23 protein-coding genes and 1 pseudogene are annotated in these 19488 nt (G+C 67.6%); 16 read left to right on the top strand and 8 right to left on the bottom strand.

Annotated elements, in window-relative coordinates:
• Positions 1-24 precede the first annotated feature (24 nt).
• From OPU67_RS07930 to OPU67_RS07915, 4 genes are all read right to left on the bottom strand, one after another.
• Positions 25-1107 carry a phosphotransferase family protein gene (locus OPU67_RS07930; protein WP_267618988.1) on the bottom strand — a complete coding sequence of 361 codons (1083 nt, stop codon included), beginning with the start codon at positions 1105-1107 and terminating at the stop codon, positions 25-27.
• Between the two features lie 10 nt (positions 1108-1117).
• Positions 1118-2209, bottom strand: coding sequence for a Zn-dependent alcohol dehydrogenase (locus OPU67_RS07925; protein ID WP_267618987.1), 1092 nt, complete (start codon positions 2207-2209; stop codon positions 1118-1120).
• 144 nt (positions 2210-2353) lie between these two features.
• Positions 2354-3691, bottom strand: a complete 1338-nt coding sequence (locus OPU67_RS07920) for an acyl-CoA dehydrogenase family protein (protein WP_267618985.1) — start codon at positions 3689-3691, stop codon at positions 2354-2356.
• A gap of 90 nt (positions 3692-3781) precedes the next feature.
• Positions 3782-5254, bottom strand: a complete 1473-nt coding sequence (locus OPU67_RS07915; RefSeq protein WP_267618983.1) for an MFS transporter — start codon at positions 5252-5254, stop codon at positions 3782-3784.
• Between the two features lie 212 nt (positions 5255-5466).
• Between OPU67_RS07915 and OPU67_RS07910 the strand changes: the two genes are divergently transcribed.
• From OPU67_RS07910 to OPU67_RS07890, 5 genes are all read left to right on the top strand, one after another.
• The gene (locus OPU67_RS07910; RefSeq protein WP_267618982.1) at positions 5467-6660 is read left to right on the top strand and encodes an acyl-CoA dehydrogenase family protein; all 1194 of its coding nucleotides are present in this window, start codon (positions 5467-5469) and stop codon (positions 6658-6660) included.
• Positions 6661-6665: 5 nt separating this feature from the next.
• Positions 6666-7049, top strand: coding sequence for a PH domain-containing protein (locus tag OPU67_RS07905; RefSeq protein ID WP_267618980.1), 384 nt, complete (start codon positions 6666-6668; stop codon positions 7047-7049).
• Between the two features lie 23 nt (positions 7050-7072).
• The gene (locus tag OPU67_RS07900) at positions 7073-8212 is read left to right on the top strand and encodes an acyl-CoA dehydrogenase family protein (RefSeq protein WP_267618978.1); all 1140 of its coding nucleotides are present in this window, start codon (positions 7073-7075) and stop codon (positions 8210-8212) included.
• Between the two features lie 157 nt (positions 8213-8369).
• On the top strand, positions 8370-9182 hold the full coding sequence (locus tag OPU67_RS07895; protein ID WP_267618976.1) for an SDR family oxidoreductase: 813 nt from the start codon (positions 8370-8372) through the stop codon (positions 9180-9182).
• Positions 9183-9341: 159 nt separating this feature from the next.
• Positions 9342-9518: a hypothetical protein gene (locus OPU67_RS07890; protein WP_267618975.1), complete on the top strand. Its 177-nt coding sequence runs from the start codon at positions 9342-9344 to the stop codon at positions 9516-9518.
• 21 nt (positions 9519-9539) lie between these two features.
• Here the strand turns inward: OPU67_RS07890 and OPU67_RS07885 are convergent, their stop codons facing one another.
• From OPU67_RS07885 to OPU67_RS07870, 4 genes are all read right to left on the bottom strand, one after another.
• Complete coding sequence (locus OPU67_RS07885) at positions 9540-11690, bottom strand: M3 family metallopeptidase (protein WP_267618973.1); 2151 nt, start codon at positions 11688-11690, stop codon at positions 9540-9542.
• A 212-nt stretch (positions 11691-11902) separates the two neighbouring features.
• Complete coding sequence (gene gmk / locus OPU67_RS07880; protein WP_267618971.1) at positions 11903-12553, bottom strand: guanylate kinase; 651 nt, start codon at positions 12551-12553, stop codon at positions 11903-11905.
• A 42-nt stretch (positions 12554-12595) separates the two neighbouring features.
• Entirely contained in the window at positions 12596-12997 is a 402-nt protein-coding gene (locus OPU67_RS07875) for a hypothetical protein (RefSeq protein ID WP_267618970.1), read from the bottom strand.
• A gap of 5 nt (positions 12998-13002) precedes the next feature.
• On the bottom strand, positions 13003-13482 hold the full coding sequence (locus OPU67_RS07870) for an SspB family protein (RefSeq protein ID WP_267618968.1): 480 nt from the start codon (positions 13480-13482) through the stop codon (positions 13003-13005).
• Between the two features lie 124 nt (positions 13483-13606).
• Here OPU67_RS07870 and hisB point away from each other — a divergent pair, with 124 nt between their 5' ends.
• The 11 genes and pseudogenes from hisB to OPU67_RS07815 form a co-directional block, all read left to right on the top strand.
• Complete coding sequence (gene hisB / locus OPU67_RS07865) at positions 13607-14215, top strand: imidazoleglycerol-phosphate dehydratase HisB (protein WP_267618967.1); 609 nt, start codon at positions 13607-13609, stop codon at positions 14213-14215.
• Positions 14208-14504: a YciI family protein gene (locus OPU67_RS07860; protein WP_267618966.1), complete on the top strand. Its 297-nt coding sequence runs from the start codon at positions 14208-14210 to the stop codon at positions 14502-14504. Before hisB ends, OPU67_RS07860 begins: the two co-directional genes overlap by 8 nt.
• On the top strand, positions 14497-15123 hold the full coding sequence (gene hisH, locus OPU67_RS07855) for an imidazole glycerol phosphate synthase subunit HisH (protein ID WP_267618965.1): 627 nt from the start codon (positions 14497-14499) through the stop codon (positions 15121-15123). The genes OPU67_RS07860 and hisH overlap by 8 nt, the downstream gene beginning before the upstream one ends.
• Positions 15120-15848 carry a 1-(5-phosphoribosyl)-5-[(5-phosphoribosylamino)methylideneamino]imidazole-4-carboxamide isomerase gene (gene hisA / locus OPU67_RS07850; protein WP_267618964.1) on the top strand — a complete coding sequence of 243 codons (729 nt, stop codon included), beginning with the start codon at positions 15120-15122 and terminating at the stop codon, positions 15846-15848. The genes hisH and hisA overlap by 4 nt, the downstream gene beginning before the upstream one ends.
• A gap of 145 nt (positions 15849-15993) precedes the next feature.
• A complete protein-coding gene (gene hisF / locus OPU67_RS07845) occupies positions 15994-16758 on the top strand; it encodes an imidazole glycerol phosphate synthase subunit HisF (protein WP_267618962.1) in 765 nt (254 codons plus the stop codon).
• A 14-nt stretch (positions 16759-16772) separates the two neighbouring features.
• The gene (locus tag OPU67_RS07840) at positions 16773-17087 is read left to right on the top strand and encodes a phosphoribosyl-ATP diphosphatase (protein WP_267618960.1); all 315 of its coding nucleotides are present in this window, start codon (positions 16773-16775) and stop codon (positions 17085-17087) included.
• Positions 17087-17467 carry a histidine triad nucleotide-binding protein gene (locus OPU67_RS07835; RefSeq protein WP_267619069.1) on the top strand — a complete coding sequence of 127 codons (381 nt, stop codon included), beginning with the start codon at positions 17087-17089 and terminating at the stop codon, positions 17465-17467. The genes OPU67_RS07840 and OPU67_RS07835 overlap by 1 nt, the downstream gene beginning before the upstream one ends.
• A gap of 101 nt (positions 17468-17568) precedes the next feature.
• Entirely contained in the window at positions 17569-18021 is a 453-nt protein-coding gene (locus tag OPU67_RS07830; protein ID WP_267618958.1) for a YbgC/FadM family acyl-CoA thioesterase, read from the top strand.
• 5 nt (positions 18022-18026) lie between these two features.
• Positions 18027-18725, top strand: a complete 699-nt coding sequence (gene tolQ, locus OPU67_RS07825) for a protein TolQ (RefSeq protein WP_267618956.1) — start codon at positions 18027-18029, stop codon at positions 18723-18725.
• A 94-nt stretch (positions 18726-18819) separates the two neighbouring features.
• Positions 18820-19263 (top strand): ExbD/TolR family protein, encoded by a 444-nt coding sequence (locus OPU67_RS07820; RefSeq protein ID WP_267618953.1) that lies wholly within the window; start codon positions 18820-18822, stop codon positions 19261-19263.
• A gap of 13 nt (positions 19264-19276) precedes the next feature.
• Positions 19277-19488 (top strand): annotated as a pseudogene (locus OPU67_RS07815) (energy transducer TonB); the annotation flags it as partial.

Raw genomic sequence — 19488 nt, 5'->3', positions numbered from 1 at the left:
CGCGAGCGCGAGGCTCGGCAAGGCTCAGGCAGGCATCCCCGCAGCCAGCGCGAACTGATACGCGCGCTCGACGAGCGGACGCACCCGCTCGCTCATCGCCTGCGCGTGGGCCGACGAGGCGGTGCCGTCGATCACCCGCTTCTTGATGCCCTGCATGATCCCGGCGAGGCGGAACAGGTTGTAGGCGAAGTACCAGTCCATCGGCGGCACCGGGTAGCCGGTTTTCGCCACATAGCGCGCCACCGCCTCCTCGACCGTCGGGATGCCCAGCGCTGCAAGGTCGAGCCCGGCCAGCCCCGCGCGGCCATCGCCGGGCTGGAACCAGTTGAGCATCAGGTAGCTGAAATCGGCGATGGGATCGCCCAGCGTAGACAGCTCCCAGTCGAGCACCGCGATGATGCGCGGCTCCTCCTTATGAAAGATCACGTTGTCGAGCCGGTAGTCGCCGTGCACCACGCTCGAGGCGATCTGCGGCGGCACGGTCTGGGGCAGCCATTCGATCAGCCGCTCCATCTCGGGCATGGCTTCCGTTTCGGAGAGCTTGTACTGCTTGGTCCAGCGGGCGATCTGGCGCGCGCAGTAGTCGGTGGGCTTGCCGAATTCGCCCATGCCGATCGCCTGCGGATCGTTCATGTGAAGCTCGGCCATGGTGTCGATCAGCGCGTGGTAATGGGCGCGGCGATCCTCGGGCGTGAGGCCGGGAAGCGCGCCGTTCCACAAGCTGCGGCCATCGGCGAGGCTCATGACGAAGAACTTTGAGCCGATAACGTCCACATCCTCGCACAACCCGTAGGTGCGCGGGACCGGGAAGCCGGTGGGGTAGAGCCCGGTCATCGCCGCATATTCGCGGTCGACCGCGTGGGCGGATGGCAGCAGTTTGCCGAAGGGCTGGCGGCGCAGCACGTAGGAGGCGCCCGGCGTGTCGATCCGGTAGGTCGGGTTCGACTGGCCGCCCTTGAACTTGGTATAGGCGATCGGGCCTGCGAAGCCCTCGACAGTCGCCTCGAACCAGCGGGTCAGGCTCTCAAGGTCGAGCCTGTCCTTCTCGGTCACCTCGACGGTGCCGACCATTTCCTTGTCGAAGTCGATTGCGGGTGCGTCGGTCATCGCCCTCTCCCTAGTCGAACACCACCACGGTGCGCGCGAAGTGCCCGCCGCGCATCGTGTCGAAGCCTTCGTTCACGCGCTCCAATGGGATGCGCTCGGCAATGATCGTGTCGAGGTCGAGCAGCCCGCGCAGGTAGAAATCGACGAGGCGCGGCAGGTCGACGGGGAAGTGGTTCATCCCCATGATCGCGCCCATCAGCTTCTTGCCCGACAGGAGGTCCATCGCGCCGAGGCCCACCTTGCAGGTAAGGGGCATCATCCCGAGGATCACCGCGGTCCCGCCGCGCCGGAGGCTGGCGACCGCGAGATCAGCCGAGGCCTGGCGGCCGACGGCCTCGATGCCCCAGTCGACCCCGCCGTTCGAAATCGCGATGATCTGCTTGGCCGCATCCTCGGCGAGCGCATCGACCGTGTGGGTCGCGCCCAGCACCTGCGCCAGCTCGCGCTTTTCGGCGAGGGGATCGGCGGCGATGATCTTGCCCGCGCCCGCGATCTTCGCGGCGTTGATCGCGGCAAGGCCCACCCCGCCGCAGCCGACCACCAGCACGGTTTCGCCCGGCGTTACCTTGCAGGCGTTGAAAATCGTCCCCGCGCCGGTTGTCACCGCGCAGCCGAGCAGCGCCGCACGGTCGAAGGGCATATCCTTGTCGATCGCGACGCAGGCGTTCTCGTGGATCAGCATCTGTTCGGACAGGGCAGACAGGTTCAGCATCTGCGCCACCGGCGCGCTGCCGTCGGCGAAGGCGATGCGGGGCGCCTCGCCCTTCTGGCGGCGGGTGTCCCCGCCAAGGCACAGCGCCATGCGGCCGGTGACGCAGAACTCGCAGTGCCCGCAGAAGGCCGACAGGCAGGAGACGACGTGGTCGCCCGGCTTCACCGTGCGCACCTCCGAGCCGACCGCGCGGACGATCCCTGCGGCCTCGTGGCCCGGAATGGCGGGGAGGGCGTGGGGGTAATGCCCGTCGATGAAGTGCAGGTCCGAATGGCAAAGGCCGCACGCCTTGGTGTCGATCAGGACCTCGTGCGGGCCGGGCTCGGCATAGGCGACCTCCTTGATGGTGAGGCCCTGTCCGGGTGCTTCAAGAATGGCTGCCTTGGCCATGCTTTCCTACTCTTTCTGGGTTGGATCGGCGCAGGGTGGCTCCAACTCGGGTGCCTCGCGCCGGTTCGCGGAAGGCCACCCGTCAAGGGCGCCTTCCGCATGCACTATGTGAACGAGCTCGCCTACAGCCTCAGCGCGCCCCAATCACCGGGCAACGCCCATGTCGCCCGAGCTGAAGCTCTGCGCGTCGTTGGCGGCCCGGCCATGATCGCCGCGCAGGGCGTTGGCGGTGGGGCCGGGGCGCGGGGCGTGCTTGGCGAATTCCATGTGCGCGATCGAGCGGGCGTGGACCTCGTCCGGCCCATCGGCGAGCCGCAGGGTGCGCTGGTTGGCGTAGCTCTTGGCGAGGCCGTAGTCCTCCGACACGCCGCCGCCGCCGTGGGCCTGGATCGCGTCGTCGATGATGCGCAGCGCCATGTTGGGCGCCTGCACCTTGATCATCGCGATCTCCTGCTTGGCCGCCTTGTTGCCGACCTTGTCCATCATGTCGGCCGCCTTGAGGCACAGGAGCCGCGTCATTTCGATGTCGATGCGGGCGCGCGCCACGCGCTCTTCCCAGACCGAGTGCTTGTAGACCGGCTTGCCGAACGCCTCGCGCTCCTGGAGGCGGCGGCACATCTTGGCGAGCGCCTCCTCCGCCGCGCCGATGGTGCGCATGCAGTGGTGGATGCGGCCCGGCCCGAGGCGCCCCTGCGCGATCTCGAAGCCGCGCCCTTCGCCCAGCAACATATTGGTGACGGGGACACGCACGTCCTTCAGTTCGATCTCCATATGCCCGTGCGGCGCGTCATCATAGCCGAACACGGGCAGGTGCCGCAGGATATTCACCCCCGGCGCATCCAAGGGCATCAGGATCATCGACTGCTGCGCATGGCGCTGGGCGGCGAAATCGGTCTTGCCCATCACGATCGCGACCTTGCAGCGCGGATCGCCCGCGCCGCTCGACCACCACTTGACGCCGTTGATCACATATTCGTCCCCGTCCCGCTCGATCCGGGTCTCGATATTGGTCGCGTCGGACGAGGCGGTGTTGGGTTCGGTCATCAGGAAGGCGGAGCGGATCTCGCCGTTCATCAGCGGACGCAGCCACTGTTCCTTTTGCTCGCGGGTGCCGTAGCGGTGGAAGACCTCCATGTTGCCGGTGTCGGGCGCGGAGCAGTTGAACACTTCCGAAGCCCAGCCGATGCGCCCCATTTCCTCGGCGCACAGGGCGTATTCGAGGTTGGTGAGGCCCGGCCCGTCGAATTCAAAGGTGTCGTCCACGTGATGGTGGCTGTCGTTGCGGGGCGGCATGAACAGGTTCCAGATGCCCGCTTCCTTGGCGAGCTTCTTCTTGTCCTCGATGATCTGGATCACCTTCCAGCGATCGCCCTCGAGGTCCTGCTGCTTGTAGGTGCCCATGTTCGGGCGCACGTGGGTCTCGATGAAATCGCGCACGCGGTCGCGCCAGTAGACCTGACGTTCGGTGGGTTCGAAATCCATGCAGCTTTCCTCTCGTCCTTATTTGCAATCGAATCTGGCTTTGACCGTGGCAGAGCCTTGGCGGGCCGCCAAGCTCTCATTTGCGGGCGCTCAGGCGCCGAGCGAATGGCCCTCCGGGTCGGCGCGGGCGGCCTCGTCGAGGGGGCTGGCAGCCGCATCCGTGCGGCGGGCGGCGAGCCGTTCGAGGCGCGCCTCGTGCTCGGCGCGGTCGATCGGGAAGCGGGCGAGCCAGAAGGCGGCCGCCAGCCCGAGCACGAGCGCTGCCGTGCCGAAGGCGAGCACGAAGTCGGCAATCACCCCAGGCGCGACGCTCCCGGGATCGGCGTTGGCGGGGAGCCCGGAGAAGGCGATGATCTGACCGGTCAGGAAGATGCCGCCCCCGGTGGCGCATTTCTGGATCAGCCAGTTGCCCGAATAGAACGAGGCCTCGGCGCGGCGACCGGTGGTCTCCTCGAAGGCCTCGACCACTTCGGCGATCATCGAGGTCGCCGAAACCACCGCCGTGGTGGCGAGCGCATTGGCGCACAGCAGGAAGCCGTAGAACAGGTAGGTCGAGGCATTGCTGCCGATCGTTGGCCATACTCCGGCGAGCAGCAGGGCATAGGGCATGAGGCCGATGATCGTGCCTGCTACCGCGGTCACCGCCGCCGCGCGCGCCTTGCCGAAGCGGCGATGCAGGGGCGCGATGATGATGAACATCGTCACCACCGAGGCGAACAGCACCACCGGGAACAGCATCAACTGATCGCCGCTCAGCCGCCACACGAAGAGGTTGAGGTAATTGGTGATCGAGAACACCATGCCCTGATTGATATAGGCGGCGAGCGCTCCGGCGGCGAAGATCAGGAAGGCGCGCTCGGAGAAGGCCTCGACGATCTCGGCGAAGGCAAGGCGCAGCGAGAAGGGCGGCGGCTTGCGCGGCGGGAGATGCGCCAGCCGTCCGTGCTGTCCGGCGGCCGAACCGATCACCGACGCCGCCATCAGCAGCGCCCCGAACAATCCGAAGGCGGCATAGCCTTCGGGCTGGAGCAGCCCTTCCTTGCCGGGCATGAACACGGTGTAGGCGAGCACCATCATCACCAGGCCCCCGATCCACGCGGCGAGCGCGCGATAGCGGAACAGCGTGGTGCGCTCGTCGTAGTCGGCGGTGAGTTCGGGCACGAGGCTGATCGAGGGCACCTCGCAGGCCGAAAGCAGCAGGCGCACGACGATCGCGATGCCCACGAGACCGAGGAAGCTCGGCGGTGCGCCGGTCGGTGCGCTCCACAGGATCGTCCAGGCCACCGCCAGCGGGATGGGGGCGGCGTAGAGCCACGGCAGGCGCCGGCCCCAGCGGGTGTAGGTGCGATCCGACAGGTTGCCGAGCAGCGGGTCGATCAGCGCGTCGACGAGCAGGGCGATCAGCAGCGCAAGGCTCACGGAGCCTGCGTCCATGCCGAGCACCTGATTGTAGTAGATCAGCAGGAAGAACGAAAAGCCGTTGTCCTTCACCCCGAAGGCGACCGCGCCCGCGCCGTGCACCAGGCGCAGGCGCTGCGGCAGGGGGCCGGTGGCTGCGCTCATGCGCGGCCCGGTCCAGCTTCGATGCCGGTGCTTGTGCCGGTCACGTTCCTCTCCCTCTTTCGGGCCGCGACCCTAGGCGGAATGTGGCCCGCGTCAATCCGGCGCGCGCTGACGCTACGGCATCCTGGCGCCTGCGGAGACCGCTTGCAGCAGGGCGCGGAATGCCACTAACGTAAGCGTCAAGCGAGAGACCTGGGAGAGGAGAATCGGTGATGGCCGACCTGGACACATTCCGTGAGCAAACCCGCGCATGGCTGGAGGCGAACTGCCCCCCGGAAATGCGCGAGCCGGTGCGGGGTGAGGACGACGTCTACTGGGGCGGGCGCCGCGCCACCTTCAAGAACGATGCGCAGAAGGCGTGGCTCGAGGCGGCCATCGCCAAGGGCTACACCGTCCCCATGTGGCCCAAGGAATATGGCGGCGCGGGCCTCAGCGCGCCCGAAGCCAAGGTGCTGCGCGAGGAGATGGCGCGGATCGGTGCGCGCCCGCCGCTTTCCTCCTTCGGCATCTGGATGCTCGGCCCGGCGCTGCTGCACTTCGGCACGGAAGGCCAGAAGCAGCGGTTCCTGAACGAGATCGCCCGCGGCGAGATCCGCTGGTGTCAGGGCTATTCGGAACCGGGCTCGGGTTCGGACCTCGTCAGCCTTCAGACCTTCGGCGAGGACAAGGGCGATCACTGGGTCGTCAACGGCCAGAAGATCTGGACCTCCTACGCCGATCAGGCCGACTGGATCTTCTGCCTCGTGCGCACCGACAAGGAGAACAAGTATGGCGGCATCACCTTCATGCTCTTCGACATGGCGAGCGAAGGCGTCACCACCAAGCCGATCAAGCTGATCAGCGGCTCCTCGCCCTTCTGCGAGACCTTCTTCGACAACGTGTCGGTGCCCAAGTCCTACGGCGATGATGTGCCGGCCTATGTGGGCACCATCAACCGCGGCTGGGACGTCGCCAAGTACCTCCTCGGCCACGAGCGCGAGATGATCTCGGGCGCGGACGGCGGGGACCGCACGGCGGCGATCGGCGCGATCATGAAGCGGCAGGCAGCGAAGCTCGGCGACGATCTCGACCCCTGCTTGCGCGCCGAGCTGGCGATGTTCGACGTCGACGCGCTCGCCTATGCGGCGATGGGCGAGAAATTCCTCGACGAGATCAAGGTCGGCAAGGCGCACCCCGCGCAGCCGAACATGATGAAATATGCCGGGACCGAGCTGAACAAGCGCCGCCACGAGCTGATGATGGCGGTCGGCGGCTCGCGCAGCCTCGAATGGGAGAGCGAGGCCACCGAGGGCGGCAAGCCTTCGCGCAACTGGCTGCGCACCAAGGCGAACTCGATCGAGGGCGGCACGTCCGAGGTTATGCTCAACGTCATCGCCAAGCGCATCCTCGATCTGCCGGGGGCCTGAGGCTCATGTCGATCGCGGTCACTCTGCCCGCGCCGTTCATCTCCGGTGTCTTTCCGGGCAGCGAGGCGAAGGGCGCGCAAACCATCGCGCAGGTCGAAAACCTGTTGCTGCCCGGCGAGACGATCGACTTTGCCACGGGCGGCGACGGCGGCGGCGCGCTGTTCACCAACAAGCGCCTGATTATCGTCAACGATGCCGGATTGTTCAGCAAGCGATCGGTGGTGAGCTTCATCAAGGCCGCTGCGATCACCGCCGTCTCGATCGATGCGGCCTCCTTGCTGGAGGTGAAACTGGCGGGCGACGGTTTTGGCGGCGCGCACCTGTTCTTCGATGCCGAACAGGACCCGTCCCGGATTTCCAACTGGTGTGCCGCCGCGATGGCGGCCTGAACTCTTTTTTGAAGGTGGAATTGATGCCCCTCTATCACAACGAAGATCAGGCGATGCTCGCCGACACGGCGGCCGGCTTCATGGCCGAGGAAGGCAACATCGCCAAGCAGCTGCGCCACTGGCGCGACCGCAACTGCAAGGACGGCTTCGGCCACGCCCTGTGGAAGCAGATGGCCGAGATGGGCTTCACCGGGATGCTGGTGGACGAGGCCGACGGCGGGCTCGGGATGGGCCATGTCGAGGCGGGGATCGTGCTCGAGGAGATCGGGCGCAACCTCACGCCCTCGCCGTTCTTGACGTCCTCGGTGCTGGCCGCGACTGCGCTGAAGCATGGATCGGCGGACTTGAAGGGCCGCTACCTGCCGGGCCTGATCGCGGGCGACAGCGTGTTCGCCGTCGCGATTGACGAGACCGCCAAGCACCGCCCGTCGCGCATCACCACCCGCGCCGAGAAGTCGGGCAACGGGTTCAAGCTCTCGGGTGCCAAGAGCTTCGTCATCCAAGGCGCGAGCGCGGATATGATCGTGGTTGCCGCGCGCACTTCGGGCGCGGATGATGATGCCGACGGGATCACGCTGTTCGCGGTGCCCAAGGACGCGGCCGGCATGAGCCACGACAGCGTGCGGTTGGTCGATAGCTCGATGGCGACCCACACCAGATTCGACGGCGTCGAGCTCGACGGCGATGCCGTGATCGGCGAGATCGACGGCGGGCGCGCGGTGCTCGACGCCATGCTCGTCGCGGGCCGCGTGGGCGCCGCGGCCGAGGGCGTGGGCGTTGCCCGAGGCGCGATGGACATGACGGTCGACTACCTCAAGCAGAGGAAGCAGTTCGGGCGTCTGATCGGCGAGTTCCAGGCGCTCCAGCACCGCGCCAGCCACCTCTATTCCGAAGTCGAGATCGCGCGGGCCGCGACCATCAAGGCGCAGCAGCTCCTCGATGGCGCAAGCGAGCACGCAGACCTCTTCGCCAGCGTCGCCAAAGCCAAGGTCGCCAAGGCGGCGCGCCTTGCGGTGCAGGAGGGCGTTCAGATGCACGGCGGCATCGGCATGACCGACGAATACGACATCGGCCTCTACATGAAGCGCGACCGCGCGCTGGCCGAGTTCCTCGGCGACGCGCACTTCCACGCCAACCGCGTGGCGGAGCTGAGCGGGTATTGAGCCTCATCTCCCCTCCGCTCGGGGAGGGGTCGGGGGTGGGGGTTCGACGGTGGCGGCACGCTCCACCGTCGGCGGCCCACCCCGCTGCGACTAGGCAGACAAGCTGCCAAGTCTCGCTGCCCCTCCCCTGAGGGAGGGGGGAATGGAGAGAGTGAACATGGACATTCAATCACTTTTCAGCCTCGAGGGCCGCGTCGCTCTCGTCACCGGCGGCTCTCGCGGCATCGGCAAGATGTTCGTCGAGGGCCTGCTCGCGGCGGGCTGCGCGCGGGTCTATATCTCGGCGCGCAAGGCTGATCAGATGCAGGCCACCATTGACGAATTCGGCCCCGACAAGGTCATCGGCATCCCCGCCGACCTCAGCCAGATGGACGGGATGATTGCGCTCGCCAACGAGTTGAAGGCGCGCGAGAGCCATCTCGATATCCTCATCAACAACGCCGGCGCCGCCTGGGGCCAGCCCTATCTCGAATTCACCGAGGCCGGCTGGCACCGCACGATGGACCTCAACGTCAAGACGCCCTTCTTCCTCACCCAAAAGCTTCACGATCTGCTCGTCGAGGGCGGCAAGCAGGGGCACCCGGCCAAGGTCATCCACGTCTCCTCGATCGACGGGCAGCGGATCAATCCCTGGGAGACCTACGCCTACCAGGCCTCCAAGGCGGGCGTGATCCAGCTCACCCGGCGCATGGCCGCCCGGCTGATCCGCGACAATATCGTGGTCACCTCGATCGCGCCGGGGGCCTTCCCTTCGGAGATGAACAAGGCCGCCAAGGACGCGCCCGACCGTTCGGCTTCGGGCATTCCGGCCAAACGCATCGGCACGCCCGAGGACATGGCAGCGGCGGCGATCTACCTGTGCAGCCGCGCGGGGGATTACGTCGTCGGCGAGACGCTGACCGTGGACGGCGGGGTGGTCAACGCCAGCCTGCCCAACCACTTCGCCGATCCGAGCGGCGGCGGTCACTGAGCCGCATTACGGCACACGAGAGGGGCGGGGGAGCAATCTCCCGCCCCTTTTCGCATTCGCGCCGGAGCGGCAGAGGCACGGGACCGGCCGCGCCGCACGGCGGGACATAGGAGACGCTCGAACGTTGATGGAGGGCCAACCCTCGAGCGGAGAATCCCGATGGCTTCGATACCCTCCCCGACCCCCGATACCGTCGAGCCCCCTGCGGTGCCGGAGGAAACCCCACCGCAGCAGCCGCCGACCGAGCCCATCGATCCGACCCCGCCGGAAACCGAACCGACCCCGCCCGACATCGACGAGCCCGGTCGCGGGCCGGACGAGCTGCCGCCGGAGTGACCCGGCGGCAGCCTGTATCGCCTACTTCGCCGGTTCGACCAGTCCGCGTGCCTCGAGCATCGGGGTCACGTCGGGATCGCGCCCGGCGAAGTTTCGGAACATCTCGAAGTAATCCATCGTCCCGCCGCGGCTGAGCACGGTTGCGCGGTAGTGGTCGCCGTTGGCGCGCGTGAGGCCGCCACTGTCGCGGAACCACTTGCGGCTGTCCTCGTCGAGCATCTGCGTCCACAGGTAGCTGTAATAGCCCGCCGAATAGCCCGCCGGATCGCTGAAGATGTGGTTGAAGTAGGTCGACCGGTAGCGCGGCGGGACGAGCCCGACCTCGAGGCCGAGTTCCTTGAGCGCCCTCTCCTCGAAGGCGTCGACCTTCTCGGGGGTGTCGATCGCGGCAGCCTGTTCGGGCGTGAGCGCGGCCCACTTCATGTCGAGCAGCGCGGCTTCCACTACCTCGCCGAAGTCATAGCCCTGGTTGAACTTGCCCGCCGCCTCGATCTTCTCGATCATCGCCGCCGGGATCGTCTCGCCGGTCTTGTAGTGCTTGGCATAGTTCTGGAGCACCACCGGATCGGTCGCCCACATCTCGTTCACTTGGCTCGGATACTCCACGAAGTCCCGCGCCGTGGCCGTGCCCGAGATCGATTCGTAGCGCTGGTCGGCGAACAGCCCGTGGAGGGCGTGGCCGAACTCGTGGAACATGGTGTTCACGTCATCGAAGGTGACGAGCTGCACTTCGCCGGGCGCAGCCTTCGAGATGTTGAGCACGTTGTAGATGACGGGCTTGGTTCCCGCGAGGTGGCTCTGCTCGACGAAGTTGCTCATCCACGCGCCGCCGCGCTTCGAGGGGCGCTGGTAGGGGTCGAAGTAGAACACCCCCATCTCCGAGCCGTCCCTGTCGAAGACGGTGTAGACGCTGACGTCGGGGTGGTAGGTCGGCAGATCGGTGCGCTTCTTGAAGCTGATGCCGTAGAGCTTGTTCGCGGCGAAGAACACGCCGTCTTCCAGCACCTTGTCGATCTGGAAGTATTGGGCGACGGCGTCCTCGTCCAAGTCGAAGCGCTCGGCCTTGATGCGGTTCGCGTAGCGATACCAGTCCCACGGCTGGACCTGGTAGTTGCCGCCGTCCTTGGCGATCGCCGCGGTCAGCTCGGCCGCCTCGCGCCGCTGCGTGGCGGCAAGCGCGGGGACCATCTGAGTCATGAAGTCGAGCGCGGTCTTGGGCTCCTTCGCCATGCGGTCGTACATGGCATAGGTCGCCCAGTCGGGCGCGCCGAACAGCGCGGCCTTGCGCGCGCGAAGCTCGGCGATGCGGGCGAGCAGCAGGCGCGTGTCGTGCGCGGCCGAGGCCTGCGCGTCGGCGCGGTGGTAGCTCGCCTTGAACAGGGCCTCGCGGGTGGCGCGGTTCTCGAGCGACGGGAGCAGCGGCTGCTGCGTCGTGTTTTGCAGCGCGATCGCGAATTTGCCCGGCTGGCCCTTGGAGGCCGCGAGATCGGCTGCGGCCTTGATGTCGGCCTCGGACAGCCCGGCGAGTTCCTCCCTCGTGTTCACGATCAGCGGCTGGCTGTTGGTCGCGGTGCGTACCGCCTGGCCGAACTGGGTGGTGAGGGTGGAAAGCTGGGTGTTGATCGCCTTCACCTCCTCGCGCTGCGCGTCGGTCAGCATCGCGCCGGCATGGACCATCTGCTCGTAGGTGCGCTCGAGCAGGCGCGCATCCTCGACGCTCAGCTTCATCGCGGTGCGCTGGTCATAGACCGCCTTGACGCGCGCAAAGAGCTTGGGGTCGAGATTGATCGCGTCCGAGTGCGCGGCGAGCTTCGGGCTGATCTCGGTGTCGATCGCGTCGAGCCGCTCGTTGGTGTTGGCCCCCGTCACCGCGCCGAACACGCGGCTCACCCGCCCGAGCATCGCGCCGGAGGTCTCGAGTGCGACGATGGTGTTCTCGAAGGTCGGCGCGGCCGTGTTGGCGACGATCGCCGCAACCTCGGCACGCTGGATCGCCATGCCCTGCTCGAAGGCGGGAAGGTAGTCGTCCTCGGTGATCTTGGTGAAATCGGGCGCCTGGAAGGGCAGGGTGCTGACTGCCGCGAAGGGCCCCGTCGCGGTGGGCGCGCCCTTCACCGGGCGGGCGGCGGCGGGCGCGGGCTTCTGGGACTTGGCAGGGGCAGCAGCGGTCATGGCAGTTCCTTGCGCTTGGGCCGCGGCCGGCACGACAAGCGCGGCGGCGCAGACACTCGACAGGATCGGGACCAGATATCGGGCCTTCATATGCATCGTCTCTCTCGTTGTCAGGGAAGCGCGCGGGAATTCGTCCGCTCCCGGAAATATGGCTGAGCCGTGTGGCGCGGGGCGGTTGAACAGGCGCTGACGCTTGCGGACAATCACCTGGATCAGCCCATCAGGCCGCGCACGAAGGGGATCAGCCCGGTCTGGCGGGCGCGCTTCATGCGCTCGGCCTCGAGGATCGCGCGGACCTTCTCGAAGCAGACGTCGACATCGTCATTGATGATCACGTAATCGTAGCCGTCCCAGTGGCTGATTTCGGCCTGGGCGCGCTCCATACGCGCGGCGATGACTTCGGCGCTGTCGGTGGCGCGCCCTTGCAATCTGCGGTGCAGCTCGTCGATCGAGGGCGGCAGGATGAAGACGCGGACCACGTCCTGCTGGTCCTTCTGGTAGAGCTGCTGGGTGCCCTGCCAGTCGATGTCGAAGAGGAAGTCCTGCCCCTCCTTCAGCGCGGCGCGGATCTTGCCCTTGGGCGTGCCGTAGCGGTGGCCGAAGACGTGCGCCCATTCGTAGAAGTCGTCCTCTTCCACCATCCGGTCGAACTCGGCGTCGGAGACGAAGTGGTAATGGACCCCGTCGACCTCGCCGGGACGCGGCGGACGGGTCGTGCAGGACACCGACAGCCGGATCTCGCTGTCGCGCGCCAGCAGCATCCGCGACAGGGTGGTCTTGCCCGCCCCGGAAGGCGAGGACAGGATGAACATCAGGCCCCGGCGCTGGAGCGTGTCGGCAGGTTGCTGTGAGGAGTCGCCCATAGGCCCCGTTGCACCAACGCGCACCGGGAAATCAAGCGGGGATCAGGATGGCTCGCCCGGACGCGGCCGTGCCTTGCGCTCCGCCTCGAGCCGTTTGCCGCGATCGTAGAAGACCTTGGCGGCAAGCCCGCCCGCCACCACGACAAGGCCGAGCGGCGAGCGGCGTGCGAGGCGGCTCGCCCCGTAGAGCAGCGCGCTCGAGGCGAGGCCGCGCTTGTCGACCATCCGCCGGGCCTTGGGATCATTGTCGTGATGGCGCGAGATCAGGCCCTTCTCGAGCCGGTCGCGCAGCAATCCGCCGGCGGCGCGCAGCACGATGTCGGCGATCACCAAGTTGGTGGCGGCATCCGGGCTTGGGAGCGACAGGCCGGGCTTGCCGGCTGCGTCCCCGGGATCGGCCGCGCCCGTCCGCGCGCCACCGCTCGACCGTCTCCTGCGCGCCATGCCGGCTACTTCTTGCGGCCGAAATCGATGCTGACGACGTTCGAGCCGTCAGGATCGCTGTCGGGTCCGTCGTTCTCCGCGTCCTCGTGCGCCTCTGGCTCGAGCTCGTCGACCGCGGCCTGGAACTGGAGGCCGAAATCGACCGCCGGATCGACGAAGGCGGTGATCGCGGCAAAGGGGATCGTCAGCTTGGCCGGCACCTGGTTGAAGGTGAGGCTCACCGAGAAGCCCTGCTGGCCGACCTCGAGGTCCCAGAACTTGTTCTGGAGCACGATCGTCATCTCGTCGGGGAAGCGCTCGCGCAGGTGCGGCGGAATGTTCACGCCCGGCGCGCCGGTCTTGAAGGTGATGTAAAAATGGTGCGCACCCGGCAGCTGTCCGCCGCCCCCGACGATCGAGCCCAGCACCCGGCCGACGACCGCGCGCAGGGCTTCCTGCACGATCTCGTCATAGGGGATCAGGCTGTCGGGCGTGTCGCTGCTCATGCTTGCGAATTGGTGCCGGGACAAGCGGGCCGGGTCAAGTGGTTTGCTGGCCGGCGCCATCGTCAGCGGCCCGGCCCTGCGCCTCGCGCTTGTCATGCGCTTTCATCGGACTATAGCGCGAGCCATGGCCAGCCCTCCCGCCCGCACCGGATCGGTCTCGCGCAACACCACCGAGACGAAGATCGCCATCACCGTCGATCTCGACGGCACCGGCACCTATGACGTCTCCACCGGCATCGGCTTCCTCGATCACATGGTCGAACAGTTCAGCCGCCATTCGCTCATCGACGTGACGATGAAGGTGGAGGGCGACCTCCATGTCGACCAGCACCACACCACCGAGGATTCGGCGATCGCGCTGGGACAGGCGATCGCGCAGGCGCTGGGCGACAAGGCCGGGATCGGGCGCTACGGCGCGGCCTATTCGCCGATGGACGAGACCCTGAGCCGCGTTGCGCTCGACATCTCGGGGCGGCCCTATCTGGTGTGGAAGGCGAAGTTCACCCAGGAACGCCTCGGCGAATGGGACACCGAGCTGATCGAGCACTGGTTCCATTCCGTCAGCCAGGCCGCCGGCATCACGCTCCACATGGAGCTGCTCTACGGCACCAACAACCACCATATCTGCGAAAGCCTCTACAAGGGCTTCGCGCGCGCCATGCGGCAGGCGGTCGAGCGCGATCCGCGCAAGGGCGGGGCTATTCCCTCCACCAAGGGGCAATTGGGTGGCTAGCATCTTCATCGCCTCGCTGACCTACACCGTGCCGATCGCGCGGATCGACGCAGCGCTCGAGGCCCACCTCGCCTGGCTCAAGGCCGGGCACGAGGCGGGGCACTTCGTCGCCTGGGGCCCGCGCGAGCCGCGCGACGGAGGGCTGATCTTCATAAAGGCTGCGAGCCGCGAGGAGGCCGAGCGACTGCTCGCGGCCGATCCCTTCATGCAAGAGGGGCTCGCCGATCTCCAGATCATCCAGTGGACCCCGCGCTTCGACTTCCCGGGGCTCGAGGCGTTCCATGGCTGAGGTCGTCGCCCTCGTCGATTACGGCGCCGGCAACCTGCATTCGGTTCACAACGCCCTGAGAGCCGCCGGGGCCGATGTCACCGTCACCGCCGACCCCTATGTCGTGCGCGCGGCGGACCGGATCGTGCTCCCCGGCGTCGGCAGCTTCAAGGCCTGTGCCGAAGGGCTGAGGGCCGTCCCGCACATGATCGAGGCGATGACCGAGCGCGTCCATGTCGGCGGTGCGCCGTTCCTCGGCATCTGCGTGGGAATGCAATTGCTGGCGGGCCGCGGGCTTGAGCATGGCGAGACGCCCGGCCTCGGCTGGGTGCCGGGCGAGGTGCGGCTGATCGAGCCCTCGGACCCCGCGATCAAGGTGCCGCACATGGGTTGGAACGATGTCGCGGTCCTCCCCCACGCCCGCGGCCACGAAGTGATCGAGGAGGGCGAGGCTTACTTCCTCCACTCCTACCACTTCGCCGCCGCCGATCCGCACCACGTCGCCGCGATGACCGACCACGGCGAGGGACTGGTCGCTGCGGTCGCCCGCGACAACATCCTCGGCGTGCAGTTCCATCCGGAGAAGAGCCAGGCCTACGGCCTTGCCACCCTCTGCCGCTTCCTCGAGTGGTTTCCATGATCATCTTCCCCGCCATCGACTTGAAGGACGGCCAGGTGGTGCGCCTCGCCGAGGGCGACATGGCGCGCGCCACGGTCTACGGTGACGATCCGGCCGCGCAGGCGATGATCTTCGCGGAAGCCGGGGCCGAGCACCTCCATGTGGTCGATCTCGACGGCAGCTTTGCGGGCGAAAGCCGCAATCGCGCGGCGGTGGAAGCCATTGTCGCTGCCTTCCCGGGCTATGTGCAACTTGGCGGCGGCATCCGCGATGCGGCGGCGGTCGAGGGCTGGTTCAACCTCGGCGTCGCGCGGGTGGTGATGGGATCGGCCGCCTTGAAGAACCCCGAATTCGTGAAGGACATGGCGCGCGAGTGGGAGAACGGCATTGTCGTCGCCGTGGACGCGCGCGACGGCATGGTCGCGACCGAGGGCTGGGCGGAGGTCTCCGACGTCCCCGTCACCGACCTGGCCCGCCGCTTCGAGGACGCCGGCGTCGCCTCGCTGCTGTTCACCGACATCGGGCGAGACGGCCTCTTGAAGGGCGTGAACATCGAGGCGACCGTTGACCTCGCCCGCCGCGTCGACATTCCGGTGATCGCCAGCGGCGGGGTGAAGGGGCTCGACGACATTCACATCCTCTCGCTCTACGCGCATGAGGGGATCGAGGGGGTGATCACGGGCCGCGCGCTCTATGAAGGGCGGCTCGACCTCGCGGCGGCGATCGCGATGGGGGCAAGAACATGATCCTCCCCGGCACGGGGAGGGGGACCATGCGCAGCATGGTGGAGGGGCAGGTGCGGCTTTCCGACACTTCGCTGCCATCCGGAAAGCGGCGCGTGCCCCTCCACCACCTTCGGTGGTCCCCCTCCCCTGAAGGGGAGGATTGCACATGACCGTCCGCATCCGCGTCATCCCCTGCCTGGACGTCGCCGATGGCCGCGTGGTCAAGGGCGTCAATTTCGTCGACTTGAAGGACGCGGGCGATCCGGTCGAGCAGGCGCGCGCCTATGATGCGGCGGGCGCGGACGAGCTGTGCTTCCTCGACATTTCCGCCAGCCACGAAGGGCGCGGGACATTGCTCGATATGGTGCGGCGCACCGCGGAGGTGTGCTTCATGCCATTGACCGTCGGGGGCGGAGTGCGCAGCGCCGAGGACGCGCGCGCGCTGCTGCTGGCGGGGGCGGACAAGGTCGCGGTCAACTCCGCCGCCGTCGCCCGGCCCGAGCTGGTGGGCGAGATCGCCGCGAAGTTCGGCAGCCAGTGCGTCGTCGCCAGTGTCGACGCGCGCCGCACGCCCCGGGGGAACTGGGAAATCTTCACCCACGGCGGCCGCAAGCCGACCGGGATCGACGCGGTGGAATATGCGATGAAGGTCGCGGGGCTGGGCGCGGGCGAGTTGCTCGTCACCTCGATGGACGGCGACGGGACGCAAAGGGGCTACGACCTTGCTCTCACCCGCGAGATTGCCGACGCGGTCAGCGTGCCGGTGATCGCGAGCGGCGGGGTGGGGAGCCTCGAGCACCTTGTGGAAGGGGTGACCAAGGGCCACGCCAGCGCGGTCCTCGCCGCCTCGATCTTCCATTTCGGCCACCACACCATCGCCGAGGCGCACGCGGCGCTCAGGGCGGCGGGCTTGCCGGCGCGCGGGGTTTGACCGAAAGAGGCCGCATGGACACCCTCGCCCGCCTCGAAGCGACCATCGCCCAGCGCCTCGCTGCCTCGCCGGAGGAAAGCTATGTGGCGAAGCTCCATCACAAGGGGCTCAAGAAAATCGCCCAGAAGCTTGGCGAGGAGGCGACCGAGGCGGTGATCGCCGCGCTCGCCGGGGACGAGGCCGAACTGGTGGGCGAGGCGGCGGACGTGCTGTTCCACCTCATGGTGCTGCTCGCCGAGAAGGGCGTCCGGCTGGAGCAGGTGCTGGCCGAACTCGACCGGCGCGAGGGGCTGTCCGGTCTCGCGGAAAAGGCCGCAAGGAGCGAATGATGCCGATCGACCCGACCTTGCCTTACGACGACAACAATATCTTCGCGAAGATTCTGCGCGGGGAAATCCCGTCGCAAAAGGTCTACGAGGACGATTGGGCGCTGGCCTTCGAGGACATCAACCCGCAGGCCGAAGTGCACACGCTGGTGATCCCGAAGGGCCGCTATGTCAGCTGGGACGATTTCAGCGCCAAGGCCTCCGATGCGGAGATCGGAGGCTTCGTGCGCGCGGTGGGCGAGGTGGCGCGCATGAAGGGCCTTGTCGCGCCCGGCTATCGCCTGCTCGCCAATATCGGCCGGCACGGCGGGCAGGAGGTGCCGCATCTCCACGTTCACATCTTTGGCGGAGAGCCCCTGGGACCGATGATCGCGCGGCGCTGAGGCGCTCCGTCAACGCGCCAACCCCCAATCGGGCGCCGTTCATCGACATTTCGCGACGTCGCGCCTTTGCAGCGATTCCCCGCTAGGCTAGGGGGCAAGCGATGACCTCTCCCACTCCCCCCGGCGGCATCCTCGACGGTGCACGGCATCTCTATGCCGTGCGCGTCTATTACGAGGACACCGACCTGTCGGGGATCACCTATCACGCCAATTACCTGCGCTGGTTCGAACGCGCGCGCAGCGATCTGCTGCGGCTGCTCGGCATCGACCAGCGCGCCGCGATCGAGAGCGGGGAGGGCGCCTATGCCTTGTCCGAGATCAGCGTGAGATATCTGCGCCCCGCGAAGCTCGAAGACGATGTGGTGATCGAGACGATCAGCAGCGAAGTCGGCGCGGCCAGCGTGCGGATGCAGCAGACCGCGCGCCGTGGCGGCGATGTTCTCGCCATCGCCGATGTTCGCGCGGCGTTCATCACCCTTGACGGCCGCCCGCGCCGCCAGCCGGCCGAATGGCGCGCCGCCTTCCAGACCTTCATGAACAGCAAGGAAACCTGACCACCGTGACGCTCGCCCTGCTCAGCGCCGCCGCCGCGCCTTCGCGGCTCAACCCGGTCGACCTGTTCCTCCAGGCCGACATCATCGTGCAGGCGGTGATGGTCGGCCTGATCCTGGCGAGCATCTGGGTGTGGATGATCATCGTCTCCTTCTCGCTGCGGATCGGTTCGATGCGCCGGAAGTCGCGCGAATACGAGGACGAGTTCTGGGAGCAGCGCGACCGCGAGGGGCTGCTGACCAAGCAGGCGCGCAAGGACATTCCCGCCGCCCGCGTCGCCGGCGCGGGGCTCGACGAGTGGAAGAAGTCCACCGCCCGCCAACCGGTCGACCGCGACGCCGCGCGCCAGCGCATTGCCGCGGCGATGGACAGCCAGATCGCGCAGGAATCCGATGAGCTCGCCGGGCGGCTGAACTTCCTTGCGACCGTCGGCTCGGTGGCGCCCTTCGTCGGCCTGTTCGGGACCGTTTGGGGGATCATGAAAAGCTTCTTCGATATCGGCGCGCAGCAGAGCGCGTCGCTGACGGTCGTCGCCCCCGGCATCGCCGAGGCGCTGTTCGCGACCGCCATCGGCCTGTTCGCGGCGATCCCTGCGGTGATCGCCTACAACCGCTTCGGCGGCGCGGTGGATCAGTACGAGGCGACCCTCCAGCGTTTTGCCGACAAGCTGCACATGGGTCTCAGCCGCGAGTTGGACCGGGCGTGATGCGGGCTCCGGGTTATCCGTTCGCCTCGAGCGAAGTCGAGACACCTGCGCAGCGCCTCTCGACTTCGCTCGCGGCGAACGGAGGGAGTGAAGGATGGGCATGAACCTTTCCTCGTCCTCGCGCCGCCGCGGCAAGCGCGGCCGGCGCGCGGCGATGTCCGAGATCAACGTGACGCCGCTCGTCGACGTCATGCTGGTGCTGCTCATCATCTTCATGGTGACGGTGACGCTTCCGGCGGTCGGCGTGCCGGTGGAACTGCCCGAAAGCCGCGCCGCGCCGGTCGAGGAGAAGCCCGACCAGATCACCATCACGGTCGACCGTCAGGGGACGATCTATATCGAGGAGGACCCGGTGCCCCCCGGCGGCCTCCCCGCCGCGCTTGAGGCGCTGCAACGCGGGGGCGAGCCGCCGCTCGTCGTCCTGCGCGGCGACCGCAGCCTCGACTATGGCCGGGTGATGCAGGTGATGGGCGAGCTCGGCCGCGCCGGGTTCACGTCGATCTCGCTGGTCACCGACGGTTCAGTTACGCCCCCATAGCTCAGGTGTGGTGATGGGTGAGACAGCGCTGCGCAACGAGGAGAAGATCGGCCTGGCCGCGGCGCTGGTGCTGCACGGTGCGCTCGTCGCCGTGCTGCTGATGCAGGCGGTGCGGCAGGAGGTGGTGGTCTTCCCCGAGCGCATGACGGTGAGCCTTGCGACCGAGGTCGGTCTCGAGGCCGCCGCGCCCGAGCCGGTGGCGGAGAGCCGCGCCTCGGTCGCGCC

The sequence above is a fragment of the Erythrobacter sp. WG genome (assembly GCF_026586795.1).
Lineage (GTDB): Bacteria > Pseudomonadota > Alphaproteobacteria > Sphingomonadales > Sphingomonadaceae > Erythrobacter.
Note: the sequence above shows the minus strand (reverse complement) of the source record. Positions and strands in the feature narration are given on the sequence as shown.